Genomic DNA, 24,067 nt, shown 5'->3' on the forward strand with positions numbered 1-24,067 from the left:
TTTTTAAAATTACAATCACCTTACCCTAACTATTTAGAACGATTTTAATTAATGCCTATTTTTGTAAATATATGGCAGAGCAATTAGTGGAGTTGAACGTTACGGGTATGCATTGCAACAATTGCGCAATGAGTATCCATAAACTATTGGAAAAGAAAGGCTTTCAGAATGTGCTGGTTAGCTTCGCTTCAGAAGAAGTAAAATTCAGCACCGCCGATAGTGCCGTTTTGCCCCAGGTTATCAAAGATATCGAAAATCTTGGCTTTAAAGTGGTGGATGATGCTCACCCCATAGCTACACCATTTTATGACAAAGTTGAGAACAAACTTATTTTTTGCGCGCTGTTTACCGCTCCTCTCCTACTGCACATGCTGTTTCCGTGGCACTTGTTACACAATCCGCTTTTACAATTAACGCTATGCCTGCCCGTATTTTTAGTGGGTTGTCAGCATTTTGGCAAAAGTGCCTTTAGTTCCGTTAAAAATGGTGTGCCCAATATGGATGTACTTATTTTTATAGGTTCATCGTCAGCATTTATCTACAGCTTGGTGGGCACGTTTCAGCATCTCGGCGAATCCTATCTTTTTTACGAAACCTGCGCCACTATCATTACACTTGTTCTGTTGGGCAACGTGTTAGAGAAACGATCTGTAAACCAAACCACATCGGCCGTTAAAGATCTGATGAAGTTTCAGCAGGTTAATGCCAACCGTGTTATTAACGGGGGCATCGAAATTATAAGCGCTTCGGCTGTAGAGACAGGCAATATTTTGCTGGTAAACGAAGGCGACCAGGTTCCTGTTGACGGTGAGGTGCTATCAGGCGACGCGTTAGTTAATGAAGCTACGATAACCGGCGAAAGCATCCCTGTTAATAAAAGCAAATATAGCACCGTAATAGGCGGCACTATTGTACATCAGGGTAACCTCAAAATAATGGCTACCAAAGTGGGAAGTAATAGTTTGCTATCGCAAATTATAGATCTAATGAAGAAAGCCCAGGCGGCTAAACCACCTGTACAAAAACTGGGCGATAAGGTGGCATCGATATTTGTGCCGATAGTAATTCTGATTGCATTATTAACTTTTGTAATTACCTATTTTGCAACAGATGCGGGCGCACAACGGGCTATGATGAACGCGATCGCGGTATTGGTTATATCTTGCCCATGCGCTATGGGGTTGGCAACACCAACTGCTGTAATGGTAGGTTTGGGCCGGGCTGCTAAAAATGGTATCCTGATAAAAGGTGGCGACACCATTGAAGCCGTTGCTAATACAAAATACGTTCTGTTTGATAAAACCGGAACCTTAACTACCGGTAAGTTTAGCATTAACGATATTAAGGCAGCTAACGGATCAGACATTGAACTGATCAGAGGGGCTATAACCGCAATCGAAGAACGCTCTAACCACCCTATCGCAAAATCGTTAGTGACGGGCTTACAAGGACAACCACAGCAAAAGGTTATTTTAATGTCGGCCACGGAAGAGAAGGGTTTGGGTATGCGTGCCGAGGATATTGAGGGCAACAATTACTTCCTGGGGACCGCCAAGCAAAAAACGGATGACAACTTTAACCTGTCGCTATATCGCAATCAAATACTGATCGCGCAAATCTCGGTCGACGACACCATTAAGCCAGATGCCGCAAAGCTGATAGCCACTTTAAAAAAAATGGGTATTACGCCAATATTACTTAGTGGGGATAAAAAATCGCGTTGCGCATCGGTTGCCAAAATATTGGGGATAGAGGATGTGCATGCGGAAATGTTGCCGGAAGATAAATTAAAGGTGGTTGATATTTACCGCGAAAAGGGCAAAACTATAATGATTGGCGATGGCATAAACGATGCCCCCGCCCTCACCCAAGCAGATGTTGGCGTATCTATGAATGATGCCAGCCATATCGCCATCCAATCGGCCAGTGTGATTTTGCTAAACACCGATTTGCAGTCTGTAGTGAAATTTTTGCAGATTAGCAGGCATACATTACTTACCATTAAGCAAAACCTTTTCTGGGCATTTGCTTATAACATCATAGCTATCCCGGTAGCGGCAATGGGCTTTTTAAACCCAATGGTTGGCGCGCTGGCAATGGCATTTTCTGACGTTATTGTTATCGGCAATTCGTTGCGCTTAAAAATTAAAAAAGTACATTAACAATTTATAGACACTTTAATTTTCTGGCTGTTATTCAAATTTGTTTCTAAGTAAAATAAGCTAAATTTGCTCGTTAGCACCTGCAAAATTTGAGACAACGCTTAATAGGCTCTTATCATAAGCTAAGAGAAACCAACATCATTTCTAACTTCTTCAACTTAAGCGGCATACAGCTTTCCAATACGTTGTTAATTGTATTGAGTGTTTTGGTGATAACCCGTGTTGTTGGGATCACAGAATTTGGATTGGTGATGTTCAGCAGCCGCTTTGCGCAACTTGCAGGCACTGTAGTTAACTACGGCACCAGCCAAACGGGGATAAGGGATATTGCCTTTAACCGTGATGAACCCCAAAAACTAAGCATCGTGTTTTATGACACTTTATGGATTAGGCTACTGATTTTTGCCGGGTACATCCTTTTGCTGATCATCTTAAAATTCACGCCTGTCCCCTATTACAATTATATTTTGTTGGCAACTCCTATTGTACTAGCAGAAGTGTTTAACCCTTTATGTTTTTTTAATGGGATAGAAAAGTTAAGGTTGTTCAATGCCTATAACCTGCTCTCGAATGTTGTGTGCCTTTTATCGCTCATGTTTTTCATAAAACTATCTGGCGATGCCAAATGGGTTAACTTTTTATTGGGCATGGCAAACACCATCACTTACCTGGGCTTGCTTATGTATTTTAACAAACGGCAGCGGTTGAGTTTTAAAATCCCTTCATTACCTGGAATATCAAAAATTGCGAAGAGTAATTTTTACCTTACTGTAAATAGTGTATCAGTTAACCTACAGCAAACCATAATTATTTTTGTGATGCCATTATGGGGCAATGCTACATTGCTTGGCGCATATACGCTTTGTGACCGGATTATAGGCCAATGCCGGATCTTGCTAATTACCATATCAAACGCGCTTTACCCCAACGCAGCAATCATCTATCAGGATAGCATTGTAAAATGGAACGTTTACAGGCGTAAAACTAAATACCTGTTAACGGTTTTATTCTTCGCCGGATCGTTACTAATATTTTTACTTGCCGATTGGATCATTTTTATCCTCACTAAACATCATGACCCTACCGCTGTGCTTTTTCTGCGGATCATGGCTTTTGTACCTACGATCTCGGCTTTAAATGTATTGAACGTTTTGGATCAGCTCCTGAAAAACAATACGATCTATATTTTCCGTATCGCTGTGGTGTTATTTTTCACTTCAATTTTGGTTACTTTTTTTCTGTTAAATTCCAACCATAATCAGTTTGTTGGTGCGTTTACCCTGATTGTTGAATTGTGTGCATTACTAATGTACGAGTACACTATAAAAAAGCTACCTATACAACATGCCTAAGTCAACCGCAGTAATACTTTTAAACTGGAATACGCCTGAGCATACAACACAGTGTATAAACTCCTTAAAACAGCATTGTGATGAAACGTTGTTTGATATTATCGTGGCAGATAACGGCTCTACGGATAATTCGATAGCAACTTTAAAGAAAGCTTTCCCTGATGCGATTTTTATAGATAATAAAGAGAACCTTGGTTTTGCCGAAGGTAACAACCGGGCGTTAACATACAGCCTGACGAATGGTTACACCTATTCGCTTTTGCTGAATACGGATACATTGGTTGATGAAGATATTTTAACCAAACTAACCGCACACCTTAACAAATACCGAAATGCCGCTGCTGTACAACCCGCAATTTACTGGATGCACAATAAGGCCGCTATCTGGAACGGTGAGGGTAGTTTTAAAAAAATCAGCGGTTCTGTAACCTCGGCAACCAACGTACCAAATGCAAATCAGACTTTTAGCCGGGTAGACTGGGTTACCGGCTGCTGTATGTTATTACGCAACGATGCATTGCTTAAAAGCGGGTTATTCAACAAGCTTTTCTTTTTATACTATGAAGATGTAGACCTGTCGTTACGATTGCGCGAAGCTGGGTTTGAACTGCATTATTTGCCTTCCTCCAAAATGTATCACGAAGCCGGGGTATCTGCAAAGGTGTCGGCACCCAAAAAAGAAGGTTTTTTGAGCCCGGTTATTCATTATTATACCAGCCGCAATCGTATTTGGATCTTACGCAGATATGGCAACGCACTATTTTTCCCTGTATATGCTATCCGGTTTGGATTATACTATGCCGCTGTATTGGCTTACTTTAAAATACGTGGCCGCGGCCAAAAAGCAACCCAGTTAATTAAAGGGATAAAAGAAGGAATTTCAACTCCAAAAAGGCTAATTTGGCCCGATAAATATTTGTAGCCCTATTTAGCATGTTCATTTTTCCATTAATCTATATCACTTCCTTTTTTGTAGCCATGCGGGAAGTTTTTAAAGGGAACAGGCAGGCCGTACTTTTATTTCTGATCTTCGGATTGTCCACCTATACAACGGCAATGTCGGTGTCTTTTCTATTGGGGCTAAAAGACGTTGTACCCTTCCTACAATTTTTTAAAGAGGTACTTATCATCAGTACCTTAACATTAACTATTATAAATTTAAAGCAACGGCCACGTTTTCATATAATTGACTATACTATACTTGCCTTTTTGCTTTATACTTTTCTTTATGCCCTATTACCCGTTGGCGAGCAAACATTTGTGAACCGGCTGATGGCTTTTAAAAGCACCTCATTTTTTATAGTGGTTTACTTTACCGGGCGTTTAATGGATCTTAAAGACGTTTACGTCAATAAGTATTTTAATTATATAGTATTGCTTACTATAGCCGCGGGCGCAGTATTACTTTTTGAATTGGTTATGCAACGCCAGTTGCAATCAATGACAGGATATGCCGATTACAGCTACTATTTTTTCAACTTTGAACCCAGCGGTAACTTTGGCCTCAGCTGGACGTTTGAATCCGAAGGCGGCTATATGCGCTTTGCGAGTTTTTTTGCAAATCCGCTCGAGCACGCCTCAGCCACCTTGCTGGCGTTAGCGGTGATCCTTGCTTTGTATACGCGCGACAATAACCAGCTTAATATCAAAGTGGTGGGCTTGCTGGCGTTAGGGGCTTCGTTTTTGTCTATCATATTCGCGCTATCGCGCGCGCCGTTAGCCAGTTACTTTTTGGTAATTTATGTATATGCCCTGTTAACCAAACGCAAATTAATCACTAATACAGTGCACTTTTTTGTTGCAGTAGGCGCGGCTTATGTAATATACCTTTTTACCCGCTTCGAGGATCAAAAATCCGGCTTGGTAGAAGTAGTAATGAACACGATCGACTTTAGTAACCCATCAAGCGTTGGGCACGTGGTAGAATGGGTGCAAGGAATTATGGCGATGGTTGATAGCCCGCTTGGATTGGGCTTGGGTACCTCGGGGCGTGTAGCGGGCAGCCTCGGAGAAAACATAGGCGGCGAAAATCAATTCATAATCATTGGCGTACAGGCAGGTATAATCGCACTGTCTTTGTACTTGGCCATATACATTATGTTTGTAAGGTTAGGCGTTAAGTGGTTGCCCAAATTAAAGGGTAAAGAACGTAAAGTGTGTTTAGCCGTTTTACTATTTAAAGTAGGTATCTTAATACCGTTATTAACATCAGAGGCCGAATCATCCTCTTATATATCTTACATGAACTGGTTTTTGTCGGGCCTGCTGATCAGCATAATTATGCGGCCCAGAAATGTACAATTACAAACTGCTATAAATGGTAATTGAAAAACTAATCCGCAAATTGAAGGGCGATCCTGATTACAAATGGGAAAGTACCTACACCCTTCGCGATCTGCTTAGTGTCACCGAGGTTAGGTTTGAACAGGTATTGCGGGGGTTATGGCGCCGTATTTATATAAAAAAGTGCAGTGGTTTACTATTTGTTGGCAGTAATGTAAAGATACGCCACGGGTACCTTTTATATGCCGGTAAAAATCTAATACTGGAAGACAATGTAAGTATAAACGCCCTATCGGTAAATGGTATTAAATTGGGTGACCAAGTTTCTATTGCCCGTGATTCTATCCTGTTTTGTACCGGCGTTATTTCTCAAAAAGGTACGGGTATCACTATTGGCGACCGCACCGGCATAAGCGCCCGGGCCTACTTTGCGGGTCAGGGTGGTATTACTATTGGCAACGACGTTATAATGGGGCCAAATGTGCAGATTTTTTCAGAAAATCATAATTATGCCGGATTGGACACTATAATTAAAGACCAGGGAGTAACTCGGAATGGAGTAACCATTGGCAATAATTGCTGGATAGGTGCCGGCACCACTATTCTATCGGGTGTTGAAATAGGTGATGGTTGTGTGGTAGCGGCAGGTAGCGTGGTTACAAAATCTGTACCTATTGACTCGATAGTTGCCGGTGTACCCGCAAAAGTTATAAAGGGACGTACCGATGCCTAAAACCTTAACCATCGGTGTAGATATCCGTGACCTGCAAACTGCACAAACAGGTACCAAAACCTATTTAGAAGAAATTTGCAAAGCTTTCAAAAAAATGGATCTGCCCGATGTCAGATTTTATTTCATTGACACCTGTATCCCTGTTTATACAGGGAAAAATAGATTGCTTTCCCTGGCAGAACATTTACGATTTCAACTTTGGAAACAGCTTATCTTGCCTTTAAAGGCTTCTTTAAAAGGATGCGATATTGTTTTTTGTACTGATACCGTTGTGCCATTTGTTCATTTTGGGTATAAAACCATCCCGGTTTTTCACGATGCGTTTTTTTTTGAGAACCCGCAGCATTATGGAAAGATGTGGTTATGGCTTTATTTAAAGACGGCAATGCCTGCTGCGCGCCGGTCGCCATTTATTGTTACGCCTTCGTTGTACGCACGCCAGCAGATCAACCAGTATACACACATACCTTTAAATAAATTAGTGGTAGTTGCTGAAGGACCTAAAGAGAAGAAACCCAACGAAAATTCGTTAAAGCTGCTTACGCAATTTGGGCTATTTAAGAGTAATTATATTTTACATGTGGGCTCGATGTTTAAGCGTAAAAACATCCCCGCATTGATCAATGCTTTTGGAAAGTTAAAACAAGATGGTTACCCCAACCTAAAATTGGTATTGGCCGGTTCGTCTTCGCCTTCGGGGACTGAGAGTGATCACCTTCCAATCTTAAATGCTATTAAAGAAAACAAGTTGGATAGAGATGTGATCTTGACCGGCTATATAACTGATGAGCAGGTCGGCACTTTGTATAGTAATGCATCAATTTATGTGTTCCCCTCGTTGAATGAAGGTTTCGGTATACCGGTTTTAGAGGCTTTTCAATATAACTTACCAGTGCTGGTATCCGATAATACAAGCCTGCCGGAAGTTGGCGGTGATGCTGTACTATTATTCGATCCCAAAAACTTAGACGACATTTATGATAAGATGAGAAAGGTATTGGATAACCCTATACTAAGGCAGAATATGATCGATAAAGGAAGAGCACGTTTAGCACAATTTTCATGGCAAAAAGCGGCGGTGGAACTTGTAAAACTATTTAAAAATGCAGTTTAGCTATTTGCAAACACTTCTATGTGCTCATCAGCAACCTTTTCCCAATTGAATGCTGTCAATGCACGCGTCTGCGCTTTCTCCGCTAATGCCAACATTTCGAAGTAATGGGTTTCACAAAAATTTATTTCTTCGGTAAGTGAGGCGATATTACCCTTTTTGAATTTACGAGCGGTATCTAATACTGCATATTCATTTTCTTCGATATCACTCACAATAAGCGGCACTTTTAGGCCCATCACCGTTAAAACCACAGGCGATAAACCCTCAACATCCGACGGTTGGATATAGCAATAGGAGTTGAGCATCAGCGTATTTACATCTTCGCCATAAACATAACCAGGGAAAATAATCTGATCACTTGCCATGTCAAACAACTGCTGCTCATAAGAAGACGGATTGGGCGAACCTCCAATCATAATTAATTTTCTTTTTGATACAGAGTTTTCAAATGCGGGGATCAAATAATGCAAGCCTTTATCGGGTATAAATCGTCCTACAAACAAATAGTAAGATCCTTTTTCAAGGCCAAGCTTTGCTAATATTGTGGTGTCGCCGCTCACGGGTTCAACTTCACTGCCAAAGGGTATAAACTTAAACTGTTTATTAAACTTATCCTCAAATAGTTTTTTGGCAATTACATTATCGAATATTACTTCATTAGGTACGTGTGCGGTTATAAAGGATGAAAGTTTTAAGTAAAGCTTGCCGTACCATGGCCATTTGTCGCGTTTCCAATCTACCCCATCTTGGCTTATAAAAACCTTTTTACCAAACAGCCTTAGCGGTAATGCCCAAATGCTGTTGCCTCCATTTTGGATGTGCACAATATCTGCTGTATTATTCAAAATAATATCAAGGGTACATCTGAAAGAGTGCCACAGTGTGTCAAATCCTTTTTTGCTAGTTGTTTTGATTGTTTTTACGGTTACACCTTTATACTCGGTAACATCCACAAAAACATCCGGATAACGTCTATTATAAGCAACAACTTTATGACCGCGTTTCACTAACCTCGGGAAAAGTTCAATTGCAAATTTGTCTGCACCTGCAGCACCTTTTGAGGGCGGAACAGAACGAAAACCAAAAGCAGCTATACGCATTGCTAAAAAAACCGATTATGATAGGCTTATAACATCTTTAACTGCAGGAATATTATCCCTCAAAAAATCCGAATAATAGTCTGTAACATATTCATTAAGAGCCACTTTCCAATCGCGCATAATATTCATGCTCCTTAACTCTAATTTCCTGTTTATTAAACGTTCAGATTGGGGCCTTGGCGCAAAATAAGTATGCTCAAAATAACTTGATGCCACACTATTAACGGTAACATGGTTTTGTAAACCTAATATCTTAACCAACTCTTCAGCAACTTCAAAACGGCTGGTCTCGCCATTGCAAACCATATTATACAAGCCCCAATATTCCTTTTCAATTAATAACTTAACATTTTTTGCAAAATCGACGGTAAACGTTGGGGTACCATCCTTATCGTCAACAATATGTAATTCCCGTTTACCGGCAGCTAATTGCCTTATAAGCTTGTTAATAAACTTTTTATCTTTTTCAGGTCCACCACCCATCATCCAGCCGGCACGGCAAATTACAAAACGATGAGCGTTTTCGCGCACGTATCGTTCGCCCATATATTTTGAACGGGCGTAATGGCCAAGTGGGTTAGGTTCATCCCAATCATCATAAAACTCTTTTTTGCCGTCAAAAATACCTGCTGTGCTTATATATAGTAATGGAATATTAAGTTTATTAGCAATATAAACCGCGTTTTCTACAGCTGTTGTGTTAGTTAAATAGGTGTCATCTAAATTCAGCTCACAATACTCAAGATCAGTGTAGGCGCCCAAGTGGAACAGATAATCCGGATTAAAAGCCGCTACTTCTTTTTTATACTTCTCGAAGTCACGAAAATCTAAAAAACTAAGCCATTTTTCATTAACGTCTTTATCAGTACACTTTAGTTCGTAATCATCTTTAAAAATGCGGTAAAAAGCCTCGCCAAGCATACCTCCAGCACCAGCAATGTAAATCTTTTTTTTCATATAAAACGTTATAGCTATTATAGCAAACTTGGTAGATGCGCTAAACTGCTACCAGGTGTGATTTTACACACCTCTCAGCAAAATTACTTTTTTTTGCTTTACAACCATTATCTTTTTTCCGAATAAGTACCTGATCGCTATTTTTATTATCAATATTTCATTGACAATGCGCACAAAATTATTTTATTAAAAATAATTGTAGACTCCCAATTCTTTAAACGTTAAAAACGGATTAAGGTTTATCAAAAATGTAAAAGTAAAATCAAAAGCAACTTTAATCTTATTACTACAATTAACAACTCGTTTTGTTTAAGCTTGATAAATTAATAAAGTGGTGGATAATTTGACGGCTGAAATGAATGGATTATTTCTTGATTGAAAAGCAATTGATGGTATACAAGATTCCCATTAGAATTTTTTTTTCTTTTGATATTTAAGTTTCTATGCGCGATCCGCATCTATAATCAATGACTTATCCCGCCTAAAAAATTAAACGTTAACTTTGCCACCTTTCTATCCGGATTTGATAGTGATAATTATATAAAGATGAAAGTAGCTTTTATTGTCAGGCCAAACCTATACACAATAGCTGGTGGTGACACCGTACAAATTGATCAAACGGCAAGGCAATTAAGAAATTTAGATGTTGAGGTAGATATTTTTTTATCAAACAAACCAATACCTTATAAAAAATACGATCTACTTAATTTTTTTCATATTACTCGACCTGCTGCCATACTGTACCATAGCGACTTGGCTAAAATGCCCTTTGTTATCTCAACTATTCATTGCCCTTACGGTGACTATGACAAATATCACCCTTCAGTAGCAAATACGTTATTCTCTTGGCTGTCTGAAGATGCCAAAGATTACTTAAGGATCGTATCGCGTTGGTTAAGGTTTAAAGAAACAATCCCGTTAAGATATCTTTGGAATGGCCAGCACAAAAGCGTTGTTGAAGTTTTAAACAAGGCCGCGGCTATTTTGCCCAATTCGCAATCAGAAATGAACCGTGTTGTAAACAGCTACACTAATGTAAAAGGTGTGGTGATAACAAACGGCATCAACCCCGATAAATTTCTCTATGACCCGCAAATTGTAAAAGATAAAAGGTTAATAATTTGTGTAGGAAGAATAGAAAAACGTAAAAATCAGCTCAACCTGATAAAGGCCCTTAACGGAACCGATTATAAATTGGTACTTATTGGTGCACCGTCCCCTACGCAGTTACCCTATTTCAACAAATGCAAAGCGGTCGCCGGGCCAAACGTTAAGTTCCTGAATAGAATCCCGCATGATGAAATGGTTAACTATTATCAAATGGCAAAGGTGCATGTACTGGCCAGTTGGTTTGAAACTACGGGCTTAAGTACTTTAGAAGCCGCCTTAATGCACTGCAATATTGTTATAACTGATAAAGGCGATACTAAGGATTATTTTGGTGATTACGCTTTTTATTGTACACCAGAAAGCCCTGAAAGCATTAGGGCAGCTGTAGAAAAAGCGGCAAAAGCTAATTTTGACGATTCGCTCGCTCAAAAAATTAAAACCTGGCACACCTGGCTTAAAGCGGCCGAGCAAACCTTTGACGCATATAAAGCTGCCGTTAATAAATAAATTAAATGCAAGCTGGTAAAACTTAAAACTTAAGCATAAGTTATGAGTATGGACAGACCGTTCCGATAAACCAAAAATAGCATTACACTCATTTAATATTTTATATTTGTAAGCTTAGTTTAACATTAATTACTACATGCGTTTTAAATATTTATTGCTACTCCTGTTTATAGCTTTCATTACCCCTTTTAATAAGATGTATGCTCAAAATATATCAATGAGCAATATCCAGAACGTTAAAGTTAGTCAGCTGTCTGACGAGCAAATAACTCAGGTTTGGAAACGCTTGCAAGATTCTGGCATACCCGAAGAGGAGGCTTATAAACTGATGCTACAAAAAGGATTGTCGCCGGGCGAGGTTCAGGCATTTAAAGACCGGGTCACACTTTTAGGGCTCAATAAAAAAACTGCATCCAAAACGTCATCAGGTGCCGAAAAGGCCAAAATAGATTTTTCAAGAGATATCATAGATAGTGTTGGCAAACCTAAAAGCAAAGCAGCTACCCAAGCGACAACCACCGCTCCTGCAACGCTCGCCATTTATGGTGCAGATTTTTTCAATCAATCATCCATAAAATTCGAACCTAATTTTTCTGTTGCCACCCCAAAGGGATATGTTTTAGGCCCGGGTGATGAAGTTATTGTATTAGTTACCGGGCTTAACGAAACCAGTGTACGATCAAAGGTAAGCCCCGAAGGAAACCTGCAAGTACCTTACGCAGGCATCATATATGTAAACGGTTTCACCATAGACCAGGCAACAACCTTGATCAGAAACAAAATGACCAGAATCTATCCTGGTTTAAGTTCCGGCCAAACGCAGTTAACTGTTAACCTGGGTAATACCCGTAGTATTAAAATCACGGTAGTTGGCGAGGTAAAAACTCCCGGATCCTACACTTTATCTTCTTTATCAACTTTATTTAATGTTTTGTATAACTCGGGCGGGCCAAACACCAACGGATCATTAAGAAACATTGAATTGATACGTAATAATAAGGTATTTAAAACGGTTGATTTTTACAGCTTTTTACAGCAGGGGTTATTAAGCGGTAATGTGCGGTTAGAGGATCAGGATGTTATCAGGATCCCGGTGTACAAAAAACGGGTAGCCATTACAGGCGAAGTTAAGCGACCGGCTATTTATGAGCTTAAAGATAATGAGCAGTTGGATGACCTAATCAAATATGCCGGCGGCTACACGGATATTGCTTATAAAGGCATAGCCAAGATTGACCAGATCAACACCCTGGAGCGCGAAGTAAAAGATGTGCCGGCAAATATGTTTGAGAATTACATACCGCGCAACGGCGATATGGTAACCATTGGTGCTATTACGAACCGCTATACCAACCGTATAACTTTAGAAGGTTCGGTCTTTCGCCCGGGCACCTATGAATTGTCTGCAGGGTTCACCTTGTCAGAATTATTAAAAAAGGCGCAAGGGCTTAAACCAGAAGCTTACATGGAACGTGGATATATAAAACGTACGCTTCCTAACCTGGAACGCGAGTCCATATCTTTTAAACCGGCAGATATTATGAACGGCCGAAACGATATCCCGCTTCTGCGCGAGGACTCTGTTGTTATTTTAGATCGGGATGTGTTTACACCCAACCAAAAGATAACCATCAGCGGATACGTGCGCAACCCCTTGGTAATAACTTACCGTAAAGGCATGAAACTGGCAGACTTGATAGCAATGGCGGGAGGCTTTGATGACGAGGCTGCCGATCATCACGTTGAAGTTTCAAGGATCATCAAAAATGAAAGTGACAGTGTTGCCAATCAACTGGTAAACACCTTTACTGTTGATATGGATAAGACCCTCGCAAGCGCACCTGACATTGAGCTGCAGCCTATGGACTACATTTATGTGCCAAGGCTGGTGAACTATCGGTCATTAGGGAATGTTGCTGTTAAAGGCGAAGTTTTGTTCCCGGGAGACTATGCGGTGCAAAAGCGTGACGAAAACGCTTTAGATTTTCTAAAGCGCGCAGGGGGGCTAACCCCTTACGCATCTTTGCAAAATGCCCAGGTTTATCGTAAAGGTGTTAGGGTTAACCTTGACCTTTCAACAACAAATACAAGCCAAAAGGTAAAAACAAACATGATACTTTTACCCGGTGATAGCATATACGTACCACGTGTAATATCTTATGTTGAGGTATCGGGTGCGGTTAATAACCCGCAGTACGTAACCTATAATGGAAGCCGCTTTAAATACTATATTAACGCCGCAGCAGGTACTACGGAAAATGCGAGGTTAAAAGGAGCATATATTAAGTACCCCGACGGTTTAAACAGACCGGTTAGGCATTTTCTGTTCTTTAGAGTGTACCCCACAGTAAAACCAGGCAGTAAGATTATTGTTCCGGAGAAAACGCCTGACAATCGATTTAAAGTTGGCTTTGGTGACATTGCGCCACTTGCAGCTGCCTTGACTGCGTTAGTTAGTTTATTTGCTATTCTATACAAATAACACATGAACCAGGATAATACCCCATACCCATACGAGCCGGAATTTTCGTTCAGAAAACTCGTTAATGACAGGCTAAGTGATGTTGGATATATATTGCAATTTAAAAAGACTTTAGTGGCGGTGCTTATAGCCGGCGCTTCATTGGGCGCTTTAACTGCCTGGTTATGGACACCTACGTATACCGCCCGTTTAACCTTTGTAGTTGACGACGCAAAATCTTCTGGATCAGCAGGCGGCTTATCTGCTTTAGCAGGCCAATTTGGGTTTAATTTAGATGGTATTGGGGGTGCAAGTGGCGTACTGGCCGGCGACAATGTGCAGGAATTGATTAAAAGCCAAAAATTGATCAAAAAAACGTTGCTTACTCCGTATGATAGCACGCAAACACTTGCAGATAAATATGCAGCCGTTTACAAGCTGAACAAAAAATGGTTAAAATATAGTCCAGACGGTAAGATAACAAGGTTCCCAACGGATGACAGGCACAATACAAGGCTCCAGGATAGTCTTTTACATGAGATGACAACACTAATACTGTCTGGCGAATTTGGTATTGCGAAAACCGATAAAAAACTGGGTTTTTTTGAGGTTAATACCACGATGAAAGATGAAAAGCTTGCGCAGTTATTTTGCGTTCGAATGATAAAGCAATCAACAGATTTTTTCATCACTACAAAAACCAAGCGGTTAAGAAATAACGTGGAACGATTGCAGCACCGTGCTGATAGCATTGGGCAAATACTTAACAAAAAAACGTATTCTTTATCGTCAACAAATCAAAACCTGTTAGATCTTAACCCTGCTTACACAAATGTGAATGCGAATGTTGAGGTAAAAGAACGCGATAAAATAGTATTGAGTACTATATTTACAGAAACGGTTAAGAATCTTGAAGCAAGTAAAACTTCGCTGGCACAAGAGACTCCAACAGTACAAGTTGTTGATGAACCGGAATTTCCGTTGAAGAAGAATAGATTAAAGTACTCTATCGCAATTTTAGCAGGATTAGTCATTTCAGCTATTATTTTCAGCTTTTACACACTAATTACCCGGAAACCGGTTAATTAAAACCGATAGGTTACGCCCAATTCACCGTGAAAGTTAAACACATCGTTATTAGGGATGTAGTATTTAGAAGGATCGTAATTCTTTAAGATCCACTGATAATTGTAAGATTTTATCCCTTGTAATTTCGTGTTTAATATTAAATTTTTGTAGTTCCACTCCCCTTGTAAAGCCAAGGCAACATCAACCCATTTACGGCTGTTACCATTTATGTCAGGAAATGCGATCCGGTAAAAGTCAACATTGTGCTCATAACGCTCAAAGTTGATTCCTAAACGTTTTAAGCCGCTTACCCAACTTAAATCAAATGACTGCAGATTGCCACCTGAACCGGTTCCTGCGCCCAGTATCTGCCCAAGGTTTGTTTGCCCATCATTTACTCCGCTATGAATATACCAACCAAGGGCATCTCTTACTAACCTATCCGGCGTTTGTGAAAGTTGGGTTACTTCGGCACTAACCAAGATATTTTGATCGGCCTTACCGTTAAATGGTATCATTTTCTGGATACCGAATATGTAAGCTCTTGAATGATCCGGAGAACCCAAAAAATCTCTTAAATTGTACGAATTATCATTAAGACCATACTCAAAGTAAACCTCTGCCTGTGCCTTTTTAAATAACCACCTGGCGTACAGCGAAGTATATTGATCACGGGGGAATGGATCGCCATTAATTATAGTTTGTTTTTGATAAGGAACAAAAAACGGAAAATACCCACTAAAGCCGCTAACATCGTTGCTGTATGCGTTAAAGGTACGGGTAAGCCCTAAAGTTAAACCCGGCACCCACCTTAAATGATAGTTTAAATTAAAGCCTGTGTAATAACGCCAGTCGTCTCTTTTTGGAATATTCAGATTGGTGCCATCAGGCAGCGACGTAACGTCCAATAGTGGGGTGTATCCTGACGCATCTAACCGCCCTGCTATGATTTGCCCTTCAAAAGATCCCAAAAATGTTTTTATAGGCCTTGTAGTATGTATCGTTGCGTGTTTAAACCCTGGGGCATTGTTACTTAAAATTAGCGCATTACGAACGCCTGGCCCCCACCATATATTCTCATTTGACAGCCCAAATGCAATAGGATTAAACGTTAGCAAAACGTTGCTTTGTCCTAAAAAGGCCTTGCTGTATGATCCGTTGCCATAACGCTCCGGCTGATCAATAAATGAGTTGTAAAAGTAATATGAACGCAGGTCATCACCCGTATGGCCTGATGCAAAACCGTTGAATTTAGGATTTGCTGCATAGACAAACTCCGGCCGGAGTTGGATGCTCAGAGGGCCGTATTTTATAAAAACACCACCGCTTATCAAAGTCTGATATCCTTTAGCTGGTATCATAGGCCCATCATTCCAACCATAAGGATGATCGGAATTGAATTGCTGCTGCCAACTTAAAGGCAGAATTTGAATTAGCCCCTTACCACTTCCGAATGTTAACGGCCCGGTTCGGGTCCAACTATCTTTTCTTAATGTGGTATCCGGGTTAAATATATCCTTAACCTTCAACGCTGACTGATTAAGAGGGCGCATTGTGAATGAAATGTTAGAATCAACCTTACCAAGTAGCTGCTGCCTTCTGTAATAATCATCTAAAGGGCCACCAACAGGTATGGATTGTGCCCATATTTTGGTAGATAATGTCGCAAACACACAAATAATCACCAATAAAAAAAATATTTTTCTCATACTATTGCGTGTTTAGAACCTGTATGTTGCACCTAACTGTAACTGCAGATTAAATGCATTGATACCATTTACAAAATAAGGCGCATCTGCCGGTTGAACCTGATTGATATACCATTGGTAATTTATTGATTGAACGCCCATTAGCTTGGCATTAAATATCAAATTTTTGTAATTCCACTCTCCGTTAGCTGCAAAACTAAGGTCAACCCAGTGTCGCCTGAAATCGCCGCTATCGTAGTACGCATAATAGTAAAAATCATTGTTATGCGCATAGCGTTCAATTTGTATCCCTAGTTTTTTAAGTCCTTTTATCCAACTCACATTTAATGATTGCAAGTTACCACCAGGCCCTATACCAGCCCCTAATACTTCGCCATGATTAGTATAGCCCTGCCTGATATTTTTATTGACATACCATTCATAACCACCTTTAATATTATCTATCGATGTTTCTTGCAACTGGGTCACCTCAAGGCCAATCAGCAGGTTTTCATTACGTGATCTGTTAAACGGTAATATTTTTCTTAATCCAAAAATGTAGGCGCGCGATTTATCGGGCGTTAAAACATCTTGGGTAGCATCATTGGTGTAGTTATTATGCCCATACTCAAAATAAACCTCTGCCTGTTCTTTAGTCCATAACCACCTTACAAACATGGCGCTTCGCTGATCTTGCTTATTTATAGCACCATCAGGTGCGGTAACAGGTTTAACTGTTGTAAACAAAGGCAAATAATCCCTTATACCGTTTAAATCCTTCCCATAGGTTTGAGAACTTTGATCGTAACCCAAGAACAGGCCGGGTATCCATTTAGGCTGCCAGGTTAATACAACACCAGCCAGATACCGCCAGTCGTTAGGTTTAGGGATATAAAGATTTGTCCCAAAATAGCTGTGGTCGGGTACTAAGGGTGCAAACCCCGAATTTTCTAACCGGCCGGCAATTAACTGCCCCTCAAATGATCCCAAGGGCGTTTTTAAAGGTTTGATGGTATTAAAGGTAAGGTGGGCGAAACCCGGTGCATTATTACTCATTAGCAACGAACTACGGATGCCTGGCCCCCACCATAAACTTTCTGTTGATAACCCGAATGACAGCGCTTTGTAATTTAAACGGATGCTGCTTTGCCCCCAATATACCTTGTTGTAGCTGCTGGTGCCGAAACGGGCAGGCAGGTCTATATTATTATAAATATCATAATAGCGGGCAAAAATAACATCATAGTGTCCATTATTAAAAGTTTCAAACTCCGAATTTGCTGCTGTTACAAATTCAGGTTTGAATTGAACACTCAAAATACCATAGTCTAAATAAATACCTGCACTTATAAGCGTTTGAAGCCCCTTTGACGGAATCATCGCTCCATCATTCCAACCGTATGGATGGTGTGAGTTGAATTGCGTTTGCAAACTAACCGGTAACAAACTTATTTTAAGCTTACTACCTTTTTGTTGCCATTGCCCATCAGCATTTAACAAATTATAGCGTAGCTCCGTAGTATCAGGATAATATGCATTTCGGCGGCCTTTTAGCAGGGCAGGGAAAATAGGCCTTACTGTAAAAGAAACATTAGTATCTGTAAGCCCTAATAACTGCCCGTTGCGGTAATAATCTTCAACAGCGGTAGCACCTACAGGCAGCGTTTGGCCATATGAGGTTGTTTTTGCAAATTGTAAAAATAAACAAACTAAAATAAACTTTAACACTCTCATAAGGCAATTGCTTTAATCCGGATATTATCTACCGACCAGCTTTCATCACATTTTGGGTCGGCTGTATTTGTTTGAATTAATTTATCTAAACACTGCAATATTAATGTGCTCTTTGAATGCCTTATAGTTTTCTGAATTTTATAAAGAGTAGTACCGTTAGGATTGGTAGCTAAATTACATAGGCCGGGTAAATCTGTACGGAATGCGCCGGCTTTAGGATTGCTATAATTGTTGGGATAATCTAATGGGTAAGATTGAGGTTCGCAAAACACACCAACGCCACAAGGCGAATTTGAAAAGGAAGCATTGATGTAGGGATTGCCATCAACCAACATGCTAAAAATATCCGGCCCATCGGGTGCTAACTTATTTCCATCCCAGCTATCGTGTATATAAAGGTCATATGAAATAGTAACCAAATCATGTTTAGGCAGATCATTGATGGTAAGAGCGAACCCATCGTTATTATAATTGCCTAAAACCGCCGTATTATTGAATTTTATAATACGTCCATTAGTTATATGAGTAAGATCGGCGGTATCAAAATCATTACCATATACCTCCACCTCGTTTTGAACCGTTTTAGTGCAGGAAATTAAACAAACAACTACCGCATAAGCAAGTAATTTTATTTTCATTTATAGGCTATTTAGTGCAATATCTATTTCTTCAAAAACAGAATTCTTGCTTTTGAATTCATGAACAATCTGTTTCATTCCCCTAACAACTTGTAGATCATCATTATTTTTGGCGTGCTGTATCAAGCCAGCTATCTGACCTTCAATTTCGCCAAATCCATATTCCCGTACTTTACCTATCATTATCTTTTCGTGATGGGTAGGCATAGTATTCTCATTATCATTTAGCAATTCTTCGAACAGTTTTTCTCCAGGCCTTAAACCCGAGTATTCAATCTTTATATCATGGTTAGGTACTAACCCAGCCAGGCGAATCATTCGTTTAGCTAAATCAATAATTTTTACTGATTTGCCCATATCGAATATGTAAATCTCGCCTCCGTTACCCATACAACCAGCTTCTAGCACAAGCCTGCAGGCTTCGGGGATAGTCATAAAATATCTGGTAATTTCGGGGTGTGTTACTGTAATGGGGCCGCCTTTTTCAATTTGCTGTTTAAACCTTGGGATCACAGATCCGTTAGAACCAAGTACATTACCAAAGCGTGTAGTTATAAACTTAGTGCCCGTAGGAGTATTTACTAAATTCGCTAAACCACTACCGAGATTAAAATCCTTTACATGAATTATCTTATTCAATGACTGAACATAAATTTCGGCTATACGCTTTGATGCACCCATTACATTGGTAGGGTTTACAGCCTTATCTGTAGATATCATCACAAACTTAAGTACACCATGTTTAACAGCAAGATCTGCGATAGTTTTGGTTCCTAAAACATTTGTTTTAACACACTCGGAAGCATTATCTTCCATCATTGGCACATGCTTGTAAGCGGCGGCATGGTAAACGTAATGGGGCTTATAAGTATCAAATAAGTTTTGCATTCTCCGCTCATCTTTCACATCGCCTATGTAAGCATGAAAGTTAAGATCGGTATGGCTTTCCTCAACTTCAAGATATAAGTGATGAAGCGCAGTTTCAGACTGATCACACATGATAATAAGTCCGACATCAAATTTTAGCAATTGCCTCACAATTTCACTGCCGATAGAACCCGCCGCTCCTGTTATTAATATCCGTTTTCCATTTAATTCATTTTGGATACTTGTGATATCAATTTCAATTGCTTTACGATTCAATAAGTCTTCGATATTGATCTTTTGAATTTGAGTTGTCTGTAGTTTACCGCTTTCCCAAACTTCATGTGGTGGGATATTTAAAACTTTAATATCATTTTCCAAACACATATCAACCACCTTATTTTTATGATCAATTGGTATAGTGTATGAGGCGAAAATTACTTCGTCTAATTCATGTTGCTCTATTAGGCCTGGAAGCGTTTTTGCATCTAAAATTTTAATACCATCTATTGTTTTGCCAACTTTACGCTGGTCATCATCTATAAAGGCGACAATATATTTGTTCACCTTGTAATCATGATCAAAAGTTCTTTTCGTAGCTACACCTGCCTCGCCTGCTCCGTAGATAATAACGCGTCTTTTATCTAATTTTAGGTTTTTTACATGTAAAAAAAAGTATTTGACTACCACCCGGTATGTAACCATCATTAAAAAACAAGCCAAGGCAGATACAATGAGTAGGCTGTTTGATATTAATGGCACATGACCAAAAGATACCGTGGCTAAGTTTAAAATTATAAACGTGCCGTTAGATGCTAAAACTGCAAAAAGTATTCGGAAAGAATCTTGTGCGCTGGTATACCTAATGATTCCCGAGTAGGTTTTTATGGTAAAAAAAACTACTGTATTTATAGCAATTACGATTAAAATATTTCTACTAAACTCAAGGTAGTTTAATGAGGAGATATCAAAATTATACTTAATAAAATATGCACTGACCAATGATACACAACTGATAAATATATCGAGGGTGAAAATTATCCAGCGTGGGACTATATTAATTTGATTAAACAAGGTAAATCTATTTTTTTAAGAACAATAACAAATGTAATAACTATATCTAATTAAAAAAATTATGCCAGCAGGCATTATGTGGCTGTTAGCAATCGATTTTTACCTTCTACAATAAAACGAATGATAATAAATGCTACCGTTATAATGATTAGCAATAGTAGGCTTATAACATCGGTCTTAACATAGGGAAATAGTAAAAACGCATTTATGACCAATTGAACCATCGCATAAATAGTAGCTACAATCAGATGATTCATTTTCTTTTCATTAGCCATAAACTGATAAAAATGTGAACGATGTGCTTCAGAAATTTTTTCGCCTCTAATCATTCTAAATACTATTGTCGTTGCAGTGTCTAAACCATATACCAGTAATAATAAAATATACCCGATGTTTTGCGTTTTGATGATTAACTGCAATAAAAAAAACAGGATTATAAATGCCAAACTAACGCTGCCAACATCGCCGGCAAAACATTTTGCGTTGCGCCTAAAATTAAAGAATAAAAATACCACTACACTGCATATGGCTACCAACAATAAGTTTGAGTCGGTAAAGTTTACCACAAATGAATTGATATAAGATAAAGAACCAAGGGTGATTAAACCGTAGCTACCCGTAATGCCATTAATACCATCCATGAAGTTAACGGCATTTATAATTCCAATAACAACAAAAAAAGCTATCGCTATCCAATAAACAGGCAAACTATACATACCTAAACCGTAAAATAGTATTGATACCGATACCAAATGCAAAACAATCCTAATTTTACTGCTGATTGTTTTAATGTCGTCAATAAAACTAATAAGGCTAATTATTACCAAGCCAATAATAAAATATGCATTATACCAGCCCAAATAAACAGGGCTCAACAACATAGATAAGCAAAAAATTACCCCCCCTCCCCTAATAGTAACATTTGTATGAGAACTGCGATGATTAGGATTATCTATTATATTATATTTTTCAGCAACCCTAAAATAGATCAATTCCAGCAAGGTTAAGCAAATGAGTGTAATTAAAACTATAACAAAATTCATTGTATTTTAAACTATTCTTGGAATTAACTATGATATAACAACACAGGCGAAATAATTTCTATTTCAATACATCGGCCAACCAACCGTTAATGCTGTATTTAAATAATAAATTGGGCGGCAGTGGTTTAAAGGGTGTGTCTAAGAAACTCCGATCTATTTGTGGATCCTTTCTATCGATAACAAGGATATTAGCCGGGTCAAAAAAATCATAATCTCTTATGTTACTATTAGTAGTTATTAACTTTTTTTGCGCACCTATACATTCAATCGTCCGCATTGTTAATCCAACCTGGCCGGGATGATTTATATCTAAAATCATTTTCGAAGCATTCATGAAATTTGCATTATCCTGATGCGACAACGATTCGAAACTTACATCACTGTACTTTATGCGCCTGAAATTGCTATCAAAAGCTTTTTTCAACCAATACAATTTCTTACTGCTTAAAAAAAAGTATAATTTAATTTTTTTTCCTTCAAAAAAGGGTTCGATAAACTTTTTGATGAAATTATATCTGTCACTATGCGCGGTACCGATGAACAACAGATCATTTGTTGGTTCAACTTCAGCCTGTTTGTACGTATCGATATAAAAAAGCGGTCGTAGAGATAATTTATACTCGCTTGCATCTTCAGAATCGAAAGTTAAAACACTATCAAAATATTCAACCAAGTCAAAAGATTGTTTATTTTTAAACGAATCCCACATATACAATATGAATTTAGACCCGGTAAAATTTAGCTTGAATGCTTTGAGGCTTTTTTTATTAACAGACTCCGGCGAAATAAATAAAACGTAATCGAACTTTTTGTCTTTTACAGATTGCAGTATAGTTGCATAATAGCTATCAATTGCCTGTTTCAATGAATTTTTATTGAGACGGATAAAAACCTTTGATATAAAAGAATTTGAGGGCCTATCGTCGAACCAGGTTACCTCGGCGCCCAATTTTTCCATAGCCAATTTTATTTCCTTCTCATAACTAAAAAATTGGGGAGAAAAAAACAAAATTGATTTACCTGATAAACTGTTCATATTTATTTATATAAACCCCTTTTCTTCATTTCTTCTATAGATTGCTCATAATTGTCGCTCTCAACCTTTTGTTCGTTAACCCAAGCTGTAAATAATTTTATGCCTGCTTCAAAAGTAAATTTGGGTTCAAAACCAATTTTTTGCTTGATTTTTGATAAGTCAGCAAAATTATGTCTTATATCGCCTACCCTGTAATTACCAGAAATATTTACTGGTGTATTTGCTCCGTAATTATTAATTAAACTATTAGCTACTGTTATAACGTTAGTAGCTACGCCTGTGCCCACATTAAAAACCTCTCCGTTAGCCCTTTCATCTTCAATACCTAAAATTGTAGCATCAACAACGTCATCTATAAATACAAAGTCACGTGTTTCTTCACCATCTTCAAAAATATTGATGTCGTTACCATTTTTTATTTGCGTTGAAAATATAGACAATATACCCGTGTAAGGGTTTTTAAGGGATTGACCGGGCCCGTAAACATTTTGATAGCGAAACGCTACAGGCGCGATACCTAAAGTTGGGCAAACCGTCATGATCATTTGTTCTTGATTTTGTTTGGTAATGCCATAAACAGACGAAGGATGAATCTTTGACTCTTCATCTGTTGCCTGTAACTGTAAAGGTTGTGTACAACCCGGATAGGTTACCTCAAAATTACCGCCGTCCATGTCTTCAGACTTACGATGTTTAGGATAAACCATTCCTAATTCTTCAGACAAATACTTTCCTTCACCATAAATAGACCTTGATGAAGCTATAACAACTTTTTTTATCTGATGGGTTTGGTTGGCTAAAATATCAAGCATTATAGCCGTTCCATTTATATTGACATCGATGTATTTACGTATTTCGTACATGGACTGCCCGGTACCCGTTTCTGCCGCGAAATGTACGATGATATCTTGCCCATTAATAGCCTCTTCCCAATCAGCTTTAGAAGTAACTGTTCCTTTAATAAAGGTCACCTTGTTTAAAATACTTTTAAATAACTCGGAAGTGTTTTCTGGATCTTCCCCGTGTATTTGAGGCGACAAATTGTCAAGAACAGTTATTTCATATCCTTTGGCAAGTAATTTCAATGCTAAATTACTTCCGATAAACCCAGCCCCCCCGGTTATTAAAATCCGTTTCTTCATA

Annotated in this window: 18 protein-coding genes; 9 read left to right on the forward strand and 9 right to left on the reverse strand. The window is 38.8% G+C overall.

The window, feature by feature from the left end:
• Positions 1–71: 71 nt before the first annotated feature.
• The 6 genes from IDJ76_RS04245 to IDJ76_RS04270 all read left to right on the forward strand — a co-directional run bounded on the left by IDJ76_RS04245 (position 72) and on the right by IDJ76_RS04270 (position 7,644).
• A complete protein-coding gene (locus IDJ76_RS04245) occupies positions 72–2,162 on the forward strand; it encodes a heavy metal translocating P-type ATPase (RefSeq protein ID WP_191161031.1) in 2,091 nt (696 codons plus the stop codon).
• 89 nt (positions 2,163–2,251) lie between these two features.
• Entirely contained in the window at positions 2,252–3,514 is a 1,263-nt protein-coding gene (locus tag IDJ76_RS04250) for an oligosaccharide flippase family protein (protein ID WP_191161033.1), read from the forward strand.
• Positions 3,507–4,436: a glycosyltransferase family 2 protein gene (locus tag IDJ76_RS04255; RefSeq protein ID WP_191161035.1), complete on the forward strand. Its 930-nt coding sequence runs from the start codon at positions 3,507–3,509 to the stop codon at positions 4,434–4,436. Before IDJ76_RS04250 ends, IDJ76_RS04255 begins: the two co-directional genes overlap by 8 nt.
• 11 nt (positions 4,437–4,447) lie before the next feature.
• Entirely contained in the window at positions 4,448–5,842 is a 1,395-nt protein-coding gene (locus IDJ76_RS04260) for an O-antigen ligase family protein (RefSeq protein ID WP_191161037.1), read from the forward strand.
• On the forward strand, positions 5,832–6,530 hold the full coding sequence (locus IDJ76_RS04265) for an acyltransferase (protein WP_191161039.1): 699 nt from the start codon (positions 5,832–5,834) through the stop codon (positions 6,528–6,530). Before IDJ76_RS04260 ends, IDJ76_RS04265 begins: the two co-directional genes overlap by 11 nt.
• A complete protein-coding gene (locus tag IDJ76_RS04270) occupies positions 6,523–7,644 on the forward strand; it encodes a glycosyltransferase family 4 protein (protein ID WP_191161041.1) in 1,122 nt (373 codons plus the stop codon). The genes IDJ76_RS04265 and IDJ76_RS04270 overlap by 8 nt, the downstream gene beginning before the upstream one ends.
• On the opposite strand, the gene IDJ76_RS04275 is transcribed toward IDJ76_RS04270, so the two are convergent.
• The gene (locus IDJ76_RS04275; RefSeq protein WP_191161044.1) at positions 7,641–8,744 is read right to left on the reverse strand and encodes a glycosyltransferase; all 1,104 of its coding nucleotides are present in this window, start codon (positions 8,742–8,744) and stop codon (positions 7,641–7,643) included. The genes IDJ76_RS04270 and IDJ76_RS04275 overlap by 4 nt on opposite strands.
• A gap of 15 nt (positions 8,745–8,759) precedes the next feature.
• Positions 8,760–9,701 (reverse strand): SDR family oxidoreductase, encoded by a 942-nt coding sequence (locus IDJ76_RS04280; protein WP_191161046.1) that lies wholly within the window; start codon positions 9,699–9,701, stop codon positions 8,760–8,762.
• Between the two features lie 546 nt (positions 9,702–10,247).
• Here IDJ76_RS04280 and IDJ76_RS04285 point away from each other — a divergent pair.
• The 3 genes from IDJ76_RS04285 (at position 10,248) to IDJ76_RS04295 (ending at position 14,868) form a co-directional block, all read left to right on the forward strand.
• Positions 10,248–11,318, forward strand: a complete 1,071-nt coding sequence (locus IDJ76_RS04285; RefSeq protein ID WP_191161048.1) for a glycosyltransferase family 4 protein — start codon at positions 10,248–10,250, stop codon at positions 11,316–11,318.
• A 217-nt stretch (positions 11,319–11,535) separates the two neighbouring features.
• Positions 11,536–13,800, forward strand: coding sequence for an SLBB domain-containing protein (locus tag IDJ76_RS04290; RefSeq protein ID WP_191161050.1), 2,265 nt, complete (start codon positions 11,536–11,538; stop codon positions 13,798–13,800).
• 3 nt (positions 13,801–13,803) lie between these two features.
• Positions 13,804–14,868, forward strand: coding sequence for a hypothetical protein (locus tag IDJ76_RS04295; RefSeq protein WP_191161052.1), 1,065 nt, complete (start codon positions 13,804–13,806; stop codon positions 14,866–14,868).
• Here IDJ76_RS04295 and IDJ76_RS04300 read toward each other — a convergent pair.
• From IDJ76_RS04300 to IDJ76_RS04330, 7 genes are all read right to left on the reverse strand, one after another.
• Positions 14,865–16,556, reverse strand: a complete 1,692-nt coding sequence (locus IDJ76_RS04300; protein WP_191161053.1) for a capsule assembly Wzi family protein — start codon at positions 16,554–16,556, stop codon at positions 14,865–14,867. The genes IDJ76_RS04295 and IDJ76_RS04300 overlap by 4 nt on opposite strands.
• Positions 16,557–16,568: 12 nt before the next feature.
• Positions 16,569–18,269: a capsule assembly Wzi family protein gene (locus tag IDJ76_RS04305; RefSeq protein ID WP_191161055.1), complete on the reverse strand. Its 1,701-nt coding sequence runs from the start codon at positions 18,267–18,269 to the stop codon at positions 16,569–16,571.
• On the reverse strand, positions 18,266–18,907 hold the full coding sequence (locus IDJ76_RS04310) for a hypothetical protein (protein WP_191161057.1): 642 nt from the start codon (positions 18,905–18,907) through the stop codon (positions 18,266–18,268). Before IDJ76_RS04310 ends, IDJ76_RS04305 begins: the two co-directional genes overlap by 4 nt.
• Positions 18,908–20,845 (reverse strand): polysaccharide biosynthesis protein, encoded by a 1,938-nt coding sequence (locus IDJ76_RS04315; protein ID WP_191161059.1) that lies wholly within the window; start codon positions 20,843–20,845, stop codon positions 18,908–18,910.
• 74 nt (positions 20,846–20,919) lie between these two features.
• Entirely contained in the window at positions 20,920–21,888 is a 969-nt protein-coding gene (locus IDJ76_RS04320; protein ID WP_191161061.1) for an MraY family glycosyltransferase, read from the reverse strand.
• A 58-nt stretch (positions 21,889–21,946) separates the two neighbouring features.
• A complete protein-coding gene (locus IDJ76_RS04325; protein WP_191161063.1) occupies positions 21,947–22,846 on the reverse strand; it encodes a CgeB family protein in 900 nt (299 codons plus the stop codon).
• An 80-nt stretch (positions 22,847–22,926) separates the two neighbouring features.
• Complete coding sequence (locus IDJ76_RS04330) at positions 22,927–24,066, reverse strand: NAD-dependent epimerase/dehydratase family protein (protein WP_191161064.1); 1,140 nt, start codon at positions 24,064–24,066, stop codon at positions 22,927–22,929.
• Position 24,067 lies beyond the last annotated feature (1 nt).

Origin of the sequence: Mucilaginibacter glaciei, assembly GCF_014773245.1 — a bacterium.
Taxonomy (GTDB): Bacteria; Bacteroidota; Bacteroidia; order Sphingobacteriales; family Sphingobacteriaceae; genus Mucilaginibacter; species Mucilaginibacter glaciei.

Excerpts from the sequence above, each read along its gene's own strand:
- IDJ76_RS04245 (WP_191161031.1), top strand. The coding sequence starts at position 72 with ATGGCAGAGCAATTAGTGGAGTTGAACGTTACGGGTATGCATTGCAAC.
- IDJ76_RS04255 (WP_191161035.1), top strand. The coding sequence starts at position 3,507 with ATGCCTAAGTCAACCGCAGTAATACTTTTAAACTGGAATACGCCTGAG.
- IDJ76_RS04260 (WP_191161037.1), top strand. The coding sequence starts at position 4,448 with ATGTTCATTTTTCCATTAATCTATATCACTTCCTTTTTTGTAGCCATG.
- IDJ76_RS04265 (WP_191161039.1), top strand. The coding sequence starts at position 5,832 with ATGGTAATTGAAAAACTAATCCGCAAATTGAAGGGCGATCCTGATTAC.
- IDJ76_RS04270 (WP_191161041.1), top strand. The coding sequence starts at position 6,523 with ATGCCTAAAACCTTAACCATCGGTGTAGATATCCGTGACCTGCAAACT.
- IDJ76_RS04275 (WP_191161044.1), bottom strand. The coding sequence starts at position 8,744 with ATGCGTATAGCTGCTTTTGGTTTTCGTTCTGTTCCGCCCTCAAAAGGT.
- IDJ76_RS04280 (WP_191161046.1), bottom strand. The coding sequence starts at position 9,701 with ATGAAAAAAAAGATTTACATTGCTGGTGCTGGAGGTATGCTTGGCGAG.
- IDJ76_RS04285 (WP_191161048.1), top strand. The coding sequence starts at position 10,248 with ATGAAAGTAGCTTTTATTGTCAGGCCAAACCTATACACAATAGCTGGT.
- IDJ76_RS04290 (WP_191161050.1), top strand. The coding sequence starts at position 11,536 with ATGAGCAATATCCAGAACGTTAAAGTTAGTCAGCTGTCTGACGAGCAA.
- IDJ76_RS04295 (WP_191161052.1), top strand. The coding sequence starts at position 13,804 with ATGAACCAGGATAATACCCCATACCCATACGAGCCGGAATTTTCGTTC.
- IDJ76_RS04300 (WP_191161053.1), bottom strand. The coding sequence starts at position 16,556 with ATGAGAAAAATATTTTTTTTATTGGTGATTATTTGTGTGTTTGCGACA.
- IDJ76_RS04305 (WP_191161055.1), bottom strand. The coding sequence starts at position 18,269 with ATGAGAGTGTTAAAGTTTATTTTAGTTTGTTTATTTTTACAATTTGCA.
- IDJ76_RS04310 (WP_191161057.1), bottom strand. The coding sequence starts at position 18,907 with ATGAAAATAAAATTACTTGCTTATGCGGTAGTTGTTTGTTTAATTTCC.
- IDJ76_RS04320 (WP_191161061.1), bottom strand. The coding sequence starts at position 21,888 with ATGAATTTTGTTATAGTTTTAATTACACTCATTTGCTTAACCTTGCTG.
- IDJ76_RS04325 (WP_191161063.1), bottom strand. The coding sequence starts at position 22,846 with ATGGAAAAATTGGGCGCCGAGGTAACCTGGTTCGACGATAGGCCCTCA.
- IDJ76_RS04330 (WP_191161064.1), bottom strand. The coding sequence starts at position 24,066 with ATGAAGAAACGGATTTTAATAACCGGGGGGGCTGGGTTTATCGGAAGT.